Annotated in this window: 8 protein-coding genes and 1 pseudogene; 4 read left to right on the top strand and 5 right to left on the bottom strand. The window is 39.6% G+C overall.

The features are described from left to right. Positions 1-36: 36 nt before the first annotated feature. A pseudogene (gene hrpA, locus HXT29_RS02730) lies at positions 37-4,149 on the bottom strand (ATP-dependent RNA helicase HrpA); the annotation flags it as partial. Between the two features lie 18 nt (positions 4,150-4,167). Next, complete coding sequence (locus HXT29_RS02725) at positions 4,168-4,869, bottom strand: class I SAM-dependent methyltransferase (protein WP_004107129.1); 702 nt, start codon at positions 4,867-4,869, stop codon at positions 4,168-4,170. 264 nt (positions 4,870-5,133) lie between these two features. Between HXT29_RS02725 and hflX the strand changes: the two genes are divergently transcribed. The 4 genes from hflX to HXT29_RS02705 all read left to right on the top strand — a co-directional run bounded on the left by hflX (position 5,134) and on the right by HXT29_RS02705 (position 9,762). Continuing rightward, the gene (gene hflX, locus HXT29_RS02720) at positions 5,134-6,588 is read left to right on the top strand and encodes a GTPase HflX (RefSeq protein ID WP_050543387.1); all 1,455 of its coding nucleotides are present in this window, start codon (positions 5,134-5,136) and stop codon (positions 6,586-6,588) included. Positions 6,589-6,731: 143 nt separating this feature from the next. Then, a complete protein-coding gene (locus HXT29_RS02715) occupies positions 6,732-7,694 on the top strand; it encodes an L-lactate dehydrogenase (RefSeq protein ID WP_004107125.1) in 963 nt (320 codons plus the stop codon). A gap of 124 nt (positions 7,695-7,818) precedes the next feature. Beyond that, positions 7,819-9,303, top strand: coding sequence for a sensor histidine kinase (locus tag HXT29_RS02710; RefSeq protein ID WP_004107121.1), 1,485 nt, complete (start codon positions 7,819-7,821; stop codon positions 9,301-9,303). A gap of 186 nt (positions 9,304-9,489) precedes the next feature. Continuing rightward, on the top strand, positions 9,490-9,762 hold the full coding sequence (locus HXT29_RS02705; RefSeq protein ID WP_004107118.1) for a WhiB family transcriptional regulator: 273 nt from the start codon (positions 9,490-9,492) through the stop codon (positions 9,760-9,762). A 7-nt stretch (positions 9,763-9,769) separates the two neighbouring features. On the opposite strand, the gene HXT29_RS02700 is transcribed toward HXT29_RS02705, so the two are convergent. From HXT29_RS02700 to HXT29_RS02690, 3 genes are all read right to left on the bottom strand, one after another. Beyond that, complete coding sequence (locus HXT29_RS02700; protein WP_410297221.1) at positions 9,770-11,641, bottom strand: FtsK/SpoIIIE domain-containing protein; 1,872 nt, start codon at positions 11,639-11,641, stop codon at positions 9,770-9,772. Positions 11,642-11,828: 187 nt separating this feature from the next. Further along, positions 11,829-13,127 (bottom strand): LCP family protein, encoded by a 1,299-nt coding sequence (locus HXT29_RS02695; protein WP_032842522.1) that lies wholly within the window; start codon positions 13,125-13,127, stop codon positions 11,829-11,831. Positions 13,128-13,230: 103 nt separating this feature from the next. Then, positions 13,231-14,664 (bottom strand): LCP family protein, encoded by a 1,434-nt coding sequence (locus HXT29_RS02690; RefSeq protein ID WP_004119875.1) that lies wholly within the window; start codon positions 14,662-14,664, stop codon positions 13,231-13,233. Positions 14,665-14,912: the final 248 nt, after the last annotated feature.

Below are 14,912 nucleotides of genomic sequence, written 5' to 3'. Positions count from 1 at the left end.
GCTAAGAAAAATATATGCATATATGCGAAACAGTTTTCACCTTCCGTCAATCATCTTTCGCATGCGTTGTATGCTAATCGGATATGCAGTTCCCAATTCTTGCGCCCAAAGAGACACATAAAATTCTTCGCACATCCAACGTAATTTCTCAGCGATTATTTGCGACTCGTCATGAGCGGGTCCCGCTGGGATTTTCTGAGTGTCTTCTTGAGTTTTTATTACAAGCTTATGTGCTTCATCTGCTTGCCAAGCCCAACGTACGTCACGGTTTTTATCTGCTTTAGCTTTAGTAAGACGAATCACGTCTGCATGCAAGTAGCGTTCAATACGAGGTAGAGAATCAGATGGAGTTTTGGCAATAAATCCTTCGTATACAAGACTTGCAGTGTGTTCTCGGATTGATTGCAACACTGAAAGCAACGGTAAATCAGCCTTGCCGGAAACAGCTTTACTTGATTCTGCTTGACGCTTCAATATTGCGATCACATCGTGTGCAACAGCATAAACAGTGTCTTCATATACTTCAGATACGTTTGCAACAGTTTCGCGTAATAAATTGTCGTCAGTAATATTATCCGTGTTCGCAATTAGTCGTTTTACTGCAGCCATTTGCAAGTCTTCTGCTAAAGCATTAGAAGTTGAATAAGGTGCAGCTGCGAGCATTAAAGCTTCAGAACCAAGCCAGCGAGAAGTAATACGCTTATTGTCTAAATGCAGCATATTCAATGCGCTTTGCCAAACCATTTGTGCGCGTGAAAGGTTTGTAGCACCAGATTTGTGTAATAAATCTGCTCGTTCAATTACATGACCAGCTTGTGCTGCTTTATTTGCTTTGATATTTACAACTTCTCGTGCAGATTCTTGTGCTTCTTTCGCAAAACGCTGTTGCAATGCAATTAATGATTTGTCTGTTCCAAGAAGAGTAGGTTTTACGTGATTAGAGTACTTGTTGCGACCTGCAAGTTTATTGCGACTTTCGTTAGCTTTTCTCTCTTCAACACTAAACGTCATGCGCAAGTATGGCGAAAGTCTGCTTATTTGCTCGTCATCGAAAACTTCAGGATGTATTTGCGCGCCAACTACACAAATTGCAGCTTTAGTGAAAACTTCTCTAAAATCTTGCCATTCGCTTTTTATATTGCTTTCTGTTTCTCCAGTCCCAGGAAGCTCGTCGTAATGTTCGTCAATCCAAGAGCGAATTTTTTGAGCAGTATCAGGAGCTGGAACAAACTGTACTCGTAGAGCTTTAGGCAAAGATTTAATCATGCCAATAATAAGCTCATCAAGCAAACCTGGAACATTCCAAGTAAATTCTTCAGGAGTTAAACGCGAAAGTACGTAAAGCGGCACATGTACTGTTACGCCGTCCAAAGGATTAGCCGGATCATATACATAACTTAAACGCAACCTTATAATCTGACCGTCTGTACCAACTGTATTCCAATGGTCAGGATAGTCAGCTAAATCAGTGCTTTGTGTAGTTTGTAAACGTTCAACTTCATCGGGATTAAAGTCTAACTTGTGTGGATCTTCTTCGCGGTTATCTTTCCACCATTTTGCAAGAGCTGCAATAGTAGTTGCTTCTTGAGGAATGTGAGTGTCGTAAAAAGTAAATAAATCTTCGTCGTTTACAGTTTCGCTTATTTGGCGAGTGCGATTTGCTTGATTATCTGCATCTTCAAGCACATTGTGATTATTTAAAATAAACTCATCGTGTGCAAAACGCTGTTGCACATCTGCTTCAACTAAGCCTTGACGAATCATAATCATTCGAGCTTCGTAAGGATTAACTCTAGCCCATTGAACTGTGCGATCTTGAACAATAGGCAATCCGTATAGTAATACCTTAGATTTTGCTACAGCAGCACCTTTAGAAGCGCTCCAATGAGCGTCAGAATACGTGATTCTGGTAAGATTTTTAGCAAGAGGCTCAGCCCAAGCAGGATCGATTTGCGCGCAATATCTTGCCCAAAGTCTAGATGTTTCAACTAATTGCGTACACATAACCCATGAAGGAGTTGTTTTAGAAACAGATGAAGCTGGGAATATTGCGAATCTTCCTCCGCGCGCGCCTTGATAGTCGTTTTTAGCCATTTTTTGAGCGCGTTTCATAGCGCGAATTTTTGCTGATCCATGCAAATTGGCAAAATCTGAAGCTTTCGGTTCACGCACTACTTGCATTCCCAACATAGAAAGCAATCCTGCAAGCATCGACGAGTGTATTCCTTGCGAATCCCAAGAGCAGCACAAGCTGTGATCAGCCTGCTGATTATTAGGAAGTTGACGAATTTCCAAAGATACTCTTTTAGATGGAATAGGCTCGCCAACTTTATAATGTAATTCTTTACACAAGTCTTGAAGTTGATTAACTAAATCTTTCCACTGTTTTAAACGCAAAAAGTGGAAGAATTCCGCTTTACAAAGTTTGCGAAGAGCATTATTGCTCATATTTCCGTCTGCTTGGAAAATATAATCCCAAATATTTAAAGCAGTTAAGAAATCGCTTGTTTCATCGGCATAACGATTATGAAGTCTATCTGCTTCTTCACGCTGTTCTTCAGGGCGCTCGCGAGGATCTTGCAAACTCAAAAACGCAACAATTACCAGCACAGCAGCAAGAGTATTCGGAGTGGTTTTACGAGCTGCTTCAACAATTATGCGTCCTAAACGAATGTCAATAGGCAATTTCGAAAGCTCGCGTCCAATATGAGTTAAAGTAATGAAACCTGATTTTCTGCTTATTGCGCCAAGCTCGTTAAGCTCATTAAAGCCGTCGCTTACTGCTTTCATATCAGGAGGGTCAATAAAACCGAAATTCGTAATATCTTCGCCAGTTTTAGCAACGCCTACTGAAAGCATGTGTAATACTACTGCTCCAAGCGAAGTGCGCAGAATCTCAGGATCGGTAAAACGAGGTCGAGTTTCGTAATCTTCGCGCGAGTAAAGTCTAATAGCAATTCCGTCCGCGATTCGTCCGCATCGTCCAGAACGCTGATCTGCGCTCGCTTGAGAAACCGGCTCTATAGGAAGCCTTTGCACTTTTGCAGACTTAGAATATCTGCTAATTCTCGCAAAACCAGGATCGACAACGTATCGAATCCCAGGAACAGTAAGCGAAGTTTCAGCAACGTTCGTAGCAATAACAATGCGTTGATGAGAGTGATGTTCAAATACGCGATGCTGATCTTTTGCAGAAAGACGCGCAAAAAGCGGCACTATTTCAATAGCATCCGCTCGTTTCATATCACTTGCTCGAGTGCCAAAATATGAGCGTAATCCTGCTTCAAACTCTCGAATATCGCGCTCGCCGGAAGCGAAAACCATAATGTCGCGTGCGCCTTGCTCGTGGCTTGAATGAATAACTAATTGAGCGCATGCGCGAGTTACTGCAGATGTCATATCTTCATCTGTAATATCGTCTCGATTGCTTTCGTTAGATTGGCTTTCTGCGACAGTTTCCTCATCCATTGTTATGTCTGCAAAGCCGGGGACATGTCGCATAAGTGAAGGCGCGGAGCCAAGCGGCTCATAAAGCACTCTCACAGGGTACGTGCGTCCAGAAACTTCAATAACAGGAACTTTTATGTGTAAAGCTTGTTCGAAATGTTCACGGAATTTTGCAGAATCTATTGTTGCCGAAGTAATAATCAGCTTCAAATCGCGTCTTTGCGGAAGTAAAGTTGTTAAATACCCTAGCAAAAAGTCAATGTTAAGACTGCGTTCGTGAGCTTCGTCAATAATAATCGTGTCGTATTTAGTAAGAAGAGGATCTCGCTGAATTTGCGCAAGTAAAATACCGTCAGTAACAATTCGAAGCTTCGTTTTAGGTGAACTTTCGTCGGTAAATCGCACTTGGTAGCCGATTTCTTCACCCAGTTTTACTTCCATTTCGCTTGCGATTCGCTCAGCAACAGTGCGTGCAGCTAAACGGCGAGGCTGAGTGTGTACGATTTGCTTACCTCTTCCGCCTCTTCCAAGCTCAAGCGCCATTTTTGGGATTTGCGTAGTTTTACCGGAGCCAGTCTGTCCGGAAACAATCACGACTTGTGAAGACTTAATTGCTTCTATTATTTCGTCGTGTGCTGCGCAAATAGGAAGCTCAACAGGGTAGTCGAATTTCATAGTGTATATTTCTTTTCGTAAATTTTTTACTTTTTTGGTACTTCTTTAGTGCTTACTTTTTAGTACTTCTATAATTCGGTATCCTTTAGAGCTTGCATATTTTTCAACGTTGTAGTTTTCGCCAAGATTTTCAGCAAGCCAAGGAATAAGTGAGTCTGAGCCAAGATTTTTTTGCACAACTAAGTAAGCTGCTCCTCCCACTTTTAAACGCGGAATCCAAGTCATCAAAATGTCGTGCAACATTTCTTTTCCAACGCGAATTGGTGGATTGGACCATATGAGATCAAAATTATTAAATTCCAAAGTATTATTTTCTTTTAAAGCGTCATCTACTAAAGAAGTGCGAATATGCTTTAAGCCAGCGTTTTTTGCGTTTAGTTCAGTAAGCTCTAGCGCTCGCTCATTTACATCTACAGCTACAATTTCAGCTTCTGGAGATTCTAAGCCCATTGCAATGCTTATAGGACCCCATCCGCATCCAATATCAAGGAATTTGCCATTTTCTGGTGGTTTTGGAGCATGTTTTAGTAGCACAGACGTGCCTAGATCAAGCTTAGAAGCGCTGAATACTCCGTTTGAGACTTGTATAACAGTTTCATGATTTCTCAAAGTTACATGTAACGTTCTTCGCTCATCGCAAGATGATGGTGTTGCAGAAAAGTATTGTTCGCCACTGATTTTTTGCGTTTTTTCTGATTTTGGTGATTTGGTTTTATCGTATTGTTTAAATTGTTGATGACTTTCCATGATCTCGCTCAAAAATACCGTATTTCGCCTATAAATTTAAATTTATTAATATACTTTTTACTATTGTATCTTTATTTACATATCATACATATAGGTTGTGTTCATATATTGTCGTCTCAAGTCACCATAATAAGACAAACGTTGTAAAACGCTATTTACAATGAAATAGAGGAGGGACAGTTGGCGGATAGTAATGTGGTATCCGGGCGAGATGATGTGCTTAATTCAAACGATCTTTCCTTCCTCGAAAATGATTCTAATAATATGAATGAGCATAATCTCACCAATAATGCAGTGCTTTATGCTCATTCGGATGTGCTTCTAGACACTACTTCTGACAGTGAAAAGCATGATGAAGCTTGGCAGGAGCGTGAGTCTCGTAATGCTTTAAAGCGTGTAGCTGGTCTTGGTGAATTACAAGATGTTACCGAGGTTGAGTATAGAAAGCTTCGTCTTGAGCGCGTTGTGCTAGTAGGAGTGTGGTCTAGTGCAAAAGGAACTCTTGCTCAAGCTGAAGAATCGTTGCGTGAGCTTGCAGCGTTGGCACAGACTGCTGGTGCTGTTGTTTGTGATGGCATGTTGCAACAAAGATATAGGCCAGATGCTGCAACTTATGTTGGTTCAGGTAAAGCGCGTGAGCTTGCAGCAGTAGTTGCTCAACATGATGCAGATACGATTATTGTTGATGATGATTTACCACCTAGCCAGCGTAGAGCTTTAGAAGATGCAACCAAAGTTAAGGTTGTCGATCGCACTGCTGTTATTTTGGATATTTTTGCTCAGCACGCTACAAGCCGTGAAGGTAAAGCTCAAGTTGAGCTTGCTCAATTGCAATATATGCTACCTAGGTTAAGAGGCTGGGGTGCTGCTCTTTCTAGGCAGGCTGGTGGTAGAGCTGCAGGAGATGCTGGTATTGGTTCTAGAGGTCCTGGCGAAACTAAAATCGAAATGGATCGTCGAGCTATTCGAAATCGTATTTCTAAACTTCGCCACGATATTGCAAATATGGCACCTGCGCGCGATGTAAAACGCGGTTCTCGTAGACGACAAGATATTCCAACTGTAGCTGTTGTTGGATATACGAATGCTGGCAAGTCGTCTATTATAAATCGTCTTACTGGTTCACAAGAATTAGTAGAAAATGCACTGTTTGCAACTCTTGATACTGCAGTACGTCGTTCTCAAACTCAAGATGGTAGAAGCTATACTTTGGTAGATACTGTTGGTTTTGTTCGCAGACTTCCAACTCAATTAGTTGAAGCATTTAAATCCACTTTGGAAGAAGTTGGACAAGCAGACGTTATTTTGCACGTAGTTGACGGTTCGCATCCAGATCCTATTTCGCAAATTAATGCAGTAAACGAAGTTCTCGCTAATATTTCTGGTGTAGAAGATATACCTCAAATTATGGCATTGAATAAATCAGACATGATGAGTGATGCTGCGCGAGAACGTTTTTCTTCTCTTTATCCTGATGCTGTTATTGTTTCTGCATTCAGTGGCGAAAATTTACAAATATTGCGCAATCGTTTAGAAGAATTGTTACCGTCTCCTCGTGTTCGTGTAGATGTAACTTTGCCGTACGAGTTTGGTGGATTATTATCAAAAGTTCGTGAAAATGGTGTAGTTGAAAAGGCAGAATATGTAGATTCTGGGGTTGAACTTATTGCTTGGGTCGGACCATCGTTAGCTGCAAAACTTATGAAAGTAGCATTGTAATAATAAATTCCGGTGGTGCGATTAGAGTAAAGGTGTTCATACCAAAAGCTCTTAATGTGAGAGCAGCCCTTAGTAATGCATAAATCGTGGTATTTTGTGTGCTTATAAGGGTGTGATAGGTTGTTGAAAAGAGGTTTTTGCTCATGGTGAGTTCGCAGGTTAAGCCAACTAAGCTTGCAATTATTGGTGCCGGCGCAGTCGGATCTACTCTCGCTTTCGCTGCTGCTCAGCGTGGTGTTGCGCGTGAGATTGTGCTTGAAGATATTGCTAAGGAACGTGTTGAAGCTGAAGTTTTGGATATGCAGCATGGTTCTAGCTTCTATCCTGCAGTTTCTATTGCCGGTTCTGACGATGTGGAAATTTGCCGTGATGCTGACATGGTCGTGATTACTGCTGGTGCTCGCCAGAAGCCAGGTCAGACTCGTTTGGAGCTTGCAGGAGCCACTATCAACATCATGAAGTCAATCATTCCGAACGTTGTGAAGGTTGCTCCTAACGCAATTTACATGTTGATTACTAATCCTGTTGATGTTGTTACGCACGTTTCTATGAAGCTTTCTGGTCTTCCAGCAAACCAAATGTTTGGTTCTGGTACCAACCTTGATTCCGCTCGTCTTCGTTTCTTGATCGCTCAGCACACGGGCGTTAATGTTAAGAACGTTCACGCATACATTGCTGGCGAACACGGTGACTCTGAAGTTCCTCTGTGGGCTTCTGCAACCATTGGTGGTGTTCCAATGTGCGATTGGAACGCTCTTCCAGGTCATGAGCCACTTGATGCTGCTAAGCGCGAAGAAATCCATCAGGAAGTTGTTAACGCTGCTTACAAGATTATCAACGGTAAGGGTGCAACAAACTACGCTATTGCTATGTCTGGTGTAGATATTGTTGAGGCTGTTCTTCGCGACACTAACCGCATTCTTCCAGTGTCTTCTTTGCTCGATGACTTCCACGGCATTTCTGATGTGTGCATGTCTGTGCCAACATTGCTTAATCGCAATGGTGTAAACTCTCGTCTAAACACTCCAGTTTCTGATCGTGAGTTGGCTGCTTTGAAGCGTTCTGCTGAAACTTTGCGCGAAACTGCTGCTAAGTTTGGCTTCTAGTTTTAAAGAATAATTTATAAATTATTAAACCGCTTCTTCTCTTAATTGAGGAGGAGCGGTTTTCTTGTTCAAAACAACAACATGCCTCACAGAATTTTCTGTGAGTTCGATATATTATTACATTATGGCTGATTTTTCTAACATTCTTGCTACTCGTCCTGATTTTAATGACAGTGATCGTGAGTGGCTTCATCATTTGGTGGCCGATTGGCAGGTTATTGCAGATTTGAGTTTTGCAGATTTGCTGCTGATTATTCAAAATGGTGACGGTGATTATGTTGTTGCTGAACAATGTCGTCCTTCAACAGCTATTACTTTGCGTACTGATGATTTGTTAGGTAAAAAATTAGATGATTCTTTAGTACCTGAGCTTAATGAGGCGATGAAATCTGAGACAAGTTTCCACTCTTCAACCTTACGTTCTATTGGTAGAGCTACTGTATGCTACGTTTACGCTCCAGTTCGTCATAGGGGTAAAACCATCGGATTAGTTATGCGCGAAACTAATTTGGCAACGCGTGAATCTAACGGTCGTTATGAAACCGAAAGTATCAATGCTGGTAAAACTTTATTTGACATGATTCCTCGTGAACAATTCCCATATCATGAATCTGTATTAAATCAGCGACATAATGCTCGAGTATCCGATGGTTTTATTGTGCTAGAAGACGATGGAATAGTTCGTTATGCTTCCCCTAATGCCATTAGTTGTTTCCGCAGACTCGGTGGATTAAATACTATGCAAGGTGAATATTTAAGCGAATTTGGCACTAGGTTGTTGCATACAAACGATAATGTTCCCGAAAGTTTACCTCTTGTATTAACTGGAAAAGCTGATGTAGATTGTGAACTTGAAGCGAACCATTCTATAGTTTCCATGCGCTCCTTGCCTCTGTGGGGTCCAAATAATCGTGTTGGAGCTGTAGTGTTATGTCGTGATGTTACTGAAGTTTTGCGACGTGAGCAAGAATTGCGCACTAAGAATGCCACTATTTCTGAAATACATCATCGCGTAAAAAACAATTTACAGGCTGTTTCTGCTCTTTTGCGTTTGCAAGCCCGTAAAACAAAATCTATTGAAGTTAGAAAAGAACTTGAGGAAGCTCAACGTCGTGTGCAAACTATAGCACTAGTTCATGAAGGCTTGAGTCAAACTGCTGACGAAATTGTTGATTTTGACAAAGTTATTTCGAGTTTGTTGAAGATGTCAATTGAGTTGGCGTCTCAGAATCAAAATATTGATATTGATTTTGTTGGAAAATTTGGCAGATTAGCAGCTCAGGATGCTACACCATTATCTCTTGTTTTAACTGAGTTAGTGACGAATGCAGTTGAACATGGTTTTGAAGGTCGTGAAAAAGGTCATATTCGTATTGCAGTTGGTAGGGGCGGAGACAATCTTAATATTGTCGTTGAAGATGATGGAGATGGTATAGATAGCGAGTCTTCTCATGGAATGGCTAAACCATCTGGCTCTGGCCTTGGAACGCAGATCATAAACACATTTGTCACTAACGATTTTGGTGGTACAGTTCGTTGGTCTCCTCGAAGAGAAGGCGGAACTAGGGTAGTGTTAGACATTAAATTGCGCGTATCTGGTATTGAGTAGCTTTAGTAAAAATTGTTTTCCAACGTGCATTAAATGTTATACATTTAGTGTAAAAAGTATAGGAACAATTAAAATTGCTAATAAAGATGCAAAATACCTTGAAAAAACTTTCTTTTCATGATTTCCTTACATTCAGGGGAACTTCTAAAGCTCACCGTTGTAGGTAAGAAATGAGGATAATAATTCATGAGCAACTCGTTTGATTGGCGCACAACAGCAGCATGTAGTGACAAAGATCCTGAACTGTTCTTTCCTCTTGGCAGTGCTGGTACAGCAGTTCAACAGCTTGAAGAAGCAAAAGCAGTATGTCGCTCATGTGATGTTGCAACAGAGTGCTTAAAATGCGCATTAGAAACTAACCAAGATTACGGTGTGTGGGGAGGATTAAGCGAGGATGAGCGTAGAACTCTAAAGCGTAGAGCAATGCGCGCACGTAAAAGTCAAGATGCGTCACTATGAATAAATTTTATTCTAGGTGCACTATTTGAGTTAAACTTGCTGATCCTGGAGTGATTAAAACACATCGTCCTGGAAGTTGATAGTCTTCAATATCAAAACTTTTAGATAAAGCAGAAGGTATTCCAAGCATTGTATCTGTGCCAATATCTCCTGTTGGAAATATTATCCTCACTGGTGCTTGCTCAGGTAAACGTAAGTAGCGAGAAGTGCTAGTGCTCATAATAACTGGGTATTGTTTACTATTTAATCTTTTTTGAAAAGCAATAGCAGTTTGTCTCGTATTTAGCGGATCAAGCAATTCATCCGCATCGTCAATAATGATTGGCGTATTTTCGTTGTAAATGTTATTAATGTTTTGTTCGTATAGTGATTTTCCTGAATATATTGGCAGGTTTAAAGTTTTAGAAATTATTTTTAATATTGTTGTTTTGCCTTGTTTTCTACTTCCAATAACAGCGATATTTCCAAGGTGAATTGGTAATAGAGCAGGATATAAGTGTATGGTATCGTCTTGCAAACCAATAATAATATGCTTCGTATGAAATTCTTGAGTACGTAAACTTTGAGATATTTTTTGCTCCGAATTTTTGTATTTGTAATTATTTGAATACTCTGCAAGTTGTTTTGATGAAAGAATCGACGGCAATGGTTTGCTAAATAATTCTGGAGAATGATCATGATGGCAGAATCTACCAGCTAACTGTATTGCTCGTACTAAATGTGCAGGATTGCTGCTTTGAGCACATCGCAAAGCAGCTACTCCTTCTCCAATATTGTAATATGCGGCTCCTGGTGTATTTGGGCTTATTCTAGCTGCATGCGCTGTTCCTAATAATTCTTGCGATTGCATTCCGTCTCTAACTCTCAAGCAAATATTAATAGAAATATTAGCTTTCATATCTGCGCTTACTTGTACGAGTGGATTTTGAGTTCCAGCAATAATATGCATTCCCAAAGATCTGCCTACTGATGCAATTCGTATAAGACGAGGCATGTAGTCGGGAAGTTGATCTTTTAAAGCATGAAATTCGTCAATAACAATAAGCAATGAAGGCTCAGCTGGAGTTACTTGTGCAATATTATTACACCCATGATGAGCTACTAGTCTTTCTCGTCTATCTAGTTCTAGTTCGAGACCTTTTAGAGCGCGTATTGCGTGTTTAAGATTTAAATCTCCTACGTTTCCCATAGCATGTGGGAGTTTAGATAGTATGTCAAAAGTTGCTCCTCCTTTAAAATCCATAAAAACAAACCGTAGCTGCTGTGGGCCGTATTGAAAAGCCAAAGCTAAACACCAAGTCGTAAGAAGTACTGATTTACCAGAACCAGTTGTTCCAGCAACTAAAGCATGTGGTCCATTGTTAATTAAATCTAAATAGCAGTATCCATTATTGCTTATTCCAAGTGGAGCTATAAGGTGTTTAGTTTTTGAATTAGGTAAGTAGTTATAAATATTTGTATTTAGATTTTCCTTCATACTATTAGATTGGTTTTTTGTGTCGTATGTTCCTGCATTTTTTAACCATGTTTGCAATACTTCTTTCCAGTGATGTTGCGTATTAGAAATTGCATTTCTTCTCATAAGTAATGTTTCTAAACTTACTGGTGTAATAGTATCTGGCAAACTTTCTATAGTTTGTTGATTATAAGTTAAGTTATTTGACGATTGCGTAGTGTTTAATAATTGAATTTGCTGATTTTGTTGAACACTTTGAATAGAATTTTTCTCAGATATGTATTGAAAAATTTGTGGAATAAGACTTGCTATGTACATCATAATGCTTGGAATAATCATGGTTAGCATCATCCAATTATTTTGCATCCATGCCATTATAGCCAATGCTATGTGAGCGAATATGGGAACTATACTCGCTGCCATCTGTACATGCATAAGTACTTTAGTTGTAGACATTCCTGTATTAGATTTGTTACTCATAAATGTATGAGACAATATTCTTGATTTTTGTGCAATACTTATGCAAGATTGTGGTTAAAAGATATGAGTTTAGTGCTTTCTAAGTTATGGTATCTAATTGAAGTGTTGCTTATACAACAATACTTCGAAATTATTGTTGCTCCGCAAGAGTTCCAACTGATCCAGGTTTATGAGTGCCTGATGCAAGTTGGTTGAATAAATCTAAGTTTTTAGCATCATCGAGAAGCACAGATGAACCAACTCCTGGAACTTGATAGTCAGGATTCGTCCAATATACTGTTCCAGATATGCCTGACGGTCCAGTTGCTTCTTTGAATGCTTGAGCCATTTCCCATAATGTTCCTGGATTGGTTTTCTCGTCAAAAATAACTGAAGCAAGTCCCGTTTCAGCAAGCTTTTTTACTTTTCCAAAATTCAATAATGTATTGTGATCTAAAGCTTTTTTCATAATAGCTGCAATAACCATTCGTTGACGTGCAGCTCGTCCAAAATCAGATTCTGGATCTGCGTATCGCATTCGCGAAAATGCTAACGCTGTATTCCCATCAACGTGATGGCATCCAGAAGTCCAATTTAACCCGCTAAACTTATCGCTTACGGTACGGTTGTAGCATAAATCAATGCCGTCTATAGCGTTAACAACATTAGTAAGACCGCCAAAACGTATTTCTGCAACATGGTCAATGCGATGACCTGTAATTTTTTCTATTGCTGCTGTTAATGCTTTATTTCCAGCTGCTTGCGCAACGCTATTAATTTTTACTTGTTCGCCATTTAAAGAAACAAGAGAATCTCGAGGAATAGAAATTAGAGAGCTGTGACCATTGCTCGGCTTTGTCAATACAAGAATAGTATCTGTTCTAAATCCTGTTATCTCTTTAGCTTCTTCGCCTTCTCTTTGATCAGAACCAAGAATAAGCCATGCTTTGCCTTGAGTGCTAGGAGTATTAGTAAGCCAAGTAGTGCGGTTAATTCTTGAGTCAACCCAGTTCCATGAATATACCCCAAAACCAGTTACACCTACTGCCAGAACAACAAAAAATGCAATAAATGCATGTAAAATTCTGTGCGGTTTGTGCGGTAGTATTTTTGCTGCACTTCCAACTGCTTTATTTATAGTTGTTGGAATACGCATTTGTGAAATAGAACTTGTGCGCGGTGCTGGTCTTGGTTGCAATTGCGATGTGTAAGAAACAGGTCTAGAAGAACATTGTTCTGGACTTTTTAAGATTCTTGTTCTTTGAGTTGTAGGCGCAAAAGACGGCGCTTGTGATGGAAGCGCATTAGACTCTATTTTGCCTCTTTTTACGCGTTTTGGAGTGAAACTAGGAGGCACGTTTGAGTTAGATGAATCGTTATTATGAGAAGGAGTGAAGATAGGTGGGTTTATATTATCTTCAGAAGGGTCCTCATACAATCTCGAATTCATTCATCCTCCAAAATAAGCATGTATCTTCAATGACTATGAATATATAATATATAAATTTTATGCTCGTACATTAATATTCATAGATTACATCTTGCTTAATTGTTTACTTTTTTCTAGGCACAGCGCAAAGTACATTGTTTGCATACTTGTCTGCAAAGCCAACGTATTGTCCTGTTTGTGGATCGTGAATAGTTCCATTTTCAGGATTTACAATTCCTCCAGTATTTGGATCAATAAGTTGTCCTTGAGAATTTTTTATTAATCCTGTTTTTGGATCAACATGTCCCATCTTCTTTGGATTTGTAGTTTTATTAAGTTTGTCGTTTTCGCTTATATTGCTATTGTCATCCGTATCTTCATTGTCTTGATCGTTCGTATCCTTAGGCGAATTATTGGCATTCTTTTTGTTAGTGCCGTTAATTTTATGATTTAGCGATAGCGGTTTATTTTCACGCATTAAATCCCAAATATTGTCTGCTTCGTCAGACCATACAACACGATTTGGATCATAAGGATCTGGAATAACAGGAGTAGTACGAGCATAAATATGTGAAGAATCTAATTTACGCATGCTTAATGCCAAACCGACCAAAGTGGTAGGATTGGCCAAGCCTTCACTTATATTTAATGCTCCCAACGATGCTTTTGCAAGCTGGTAAAGCTCACTTGTCTGAGTAAATAAGTTTTTAGACAGTGCTTGATGTAAAAGCTGTTTAATCAAGTATTGCTGTCTTGTTGTTCGCATTATGTCAGAGCCATCGCTTGCTGTATCGTGGCGCATTCTAGCGTATTGAGTAGCAAGTCGACCATTAAGATGCTGCATTCCTTGTTTGAAATTTACACCCGTATAGGCATCGCGAGTTGCTGTTGGGATGCATACGGATACTCCACCAACTGCATCAATCATATTGCTTAATCCACTGAAATCAGCGACTATAAAATGATGGATATTTAAACCAGTAAGTGAATTAACAGCTTTTAACGAGCATGATGCTGCTGAGGCTAAATCTCCGCCTTGTGCATATCCTAAGGCGAAAATTGAATTAAACATCACATGTTTTCTTGCAGGAATATGTCCTTTTGTAGTGTCGCATGCTGGTGCGTTTACCATAGAATCTCGTGGAATAGAAACGATATTCATGTATGATCTATCTGCGCTAATTTGAACTACCATAGTAGTATCTGACTGATGATCACCAGTTTCACCGTCGTGTGTGAAGCTTTGATTGTTCCCATCTCGAGAATCTTGACCTAAAACAAGAAAAGTTACTGGTTTGCCTGCGTTAATATCAAGTGTCTGATTAGCTTCTGGATCTTTAGATATGACGTTTACAACTCTGTTACTTACAGCAGAAGAAAAATCTAACCATACTGCAGCTATGATTGTTGAAAAGAATGTAAGTACTGAAATAACAAGCATACACAGTATCTTGCGCGTGCGGTTAATCATTCTATAACCAAGACTATGATGAGGAGTTGAATTCCAATCTTCGCCTGGTTGGTACCGCATGCCTTCATGATACCGTGAAGTTGTCATCGTACCTTCTTTCTCAATAATGAGGAACCTTTTAGGTTGTGGCAATATCATTTCTTTTGCCATCGAATAAATCAATATTCAATGGACACATATAACGCGCCATTATAGTACATGGCAATGAGATTTATGACACCTGGTTGTGTTGAATATTATTTGATCTTTTAATGAAAATTTTAATAAGTTTAAGCAAATATTCTAATTAAATTTATATGGAATGCACTGGTTAATATGAACAAAAATATTAATAA

Origin of the sequence: Gardnerella sp. DNF00550 (assembly GCF_049262685.1) — a bacterium.
Classification (GTDB): Bacteria; Actinomycetota; Actinomycetes; order Actinomycetales; family Bifidobacteriaceae; genus Bifidobacterium; species Bifidobacterium leopoldii.
The sequence above is the reverse complement of the archived record's forward strand: the minus strand, read 5'-3'. Positions and strand labels throughout refer to the sequence as shown.

Bases quoted from the DNA above. Each gene is read 5' to 3' on its own strand.
- HXT29_RS02725 (WP_004107129.1), bottom strand. From the start codon at position 4,869: ATGGAAAGTCATCAACAATTTAAACAATACGATAAAACCAAATCACCA.
- hflX (WP_050543387.1), top strand. From the start codon at position 5,134: ATGAATGAGCATAATCTCACCAATAATGCAGTGCTTTATGCTCATTCG.
- HXT29_RS02715 (WP_004107125.1), top strand. From the start codon at position 6,732: ATGGTGAGTTCGCAGGTTAAGCCAACTAAGCTTGCAATTATTGGTGCC.
- HXT29_RS02710 (WP_004107121.1), top strand. From the start codon at position 7,819: ATGGCTGATTTTTCTAACATTCTTGCTACTCGTCCTGATTTTAATGAC.
- HXT29_RS02705 (WP_004107118.1), top strand. From the start codon at position 9,490: ATGAGCAACTCGTTTGATTGGCGCACAACAGCAGCATGTAGTGACAAA.
- HXT29_RS02700 (WP_410297221.1), bottom strand. From the start codon at position 11,641: ATGGCAGCGAGTATAGTTCCCATATTCGCTCACATAGCATTGGCTATA.
- HXT29_RS02695 (WP_032842522.1), bottom strand. From the start codon at position 13,127: ATGAATTCGAGATTGTATGAGGACCCTTCTGAAGATAATATAAACCCA.
- HXT29_RS02690 (WP_004119875.1), bottom strand. From the start codon at position 14,664: ATGACAACTTCACGGTATCATGAAGGCATGCGGTACCAACCAGGCGAA.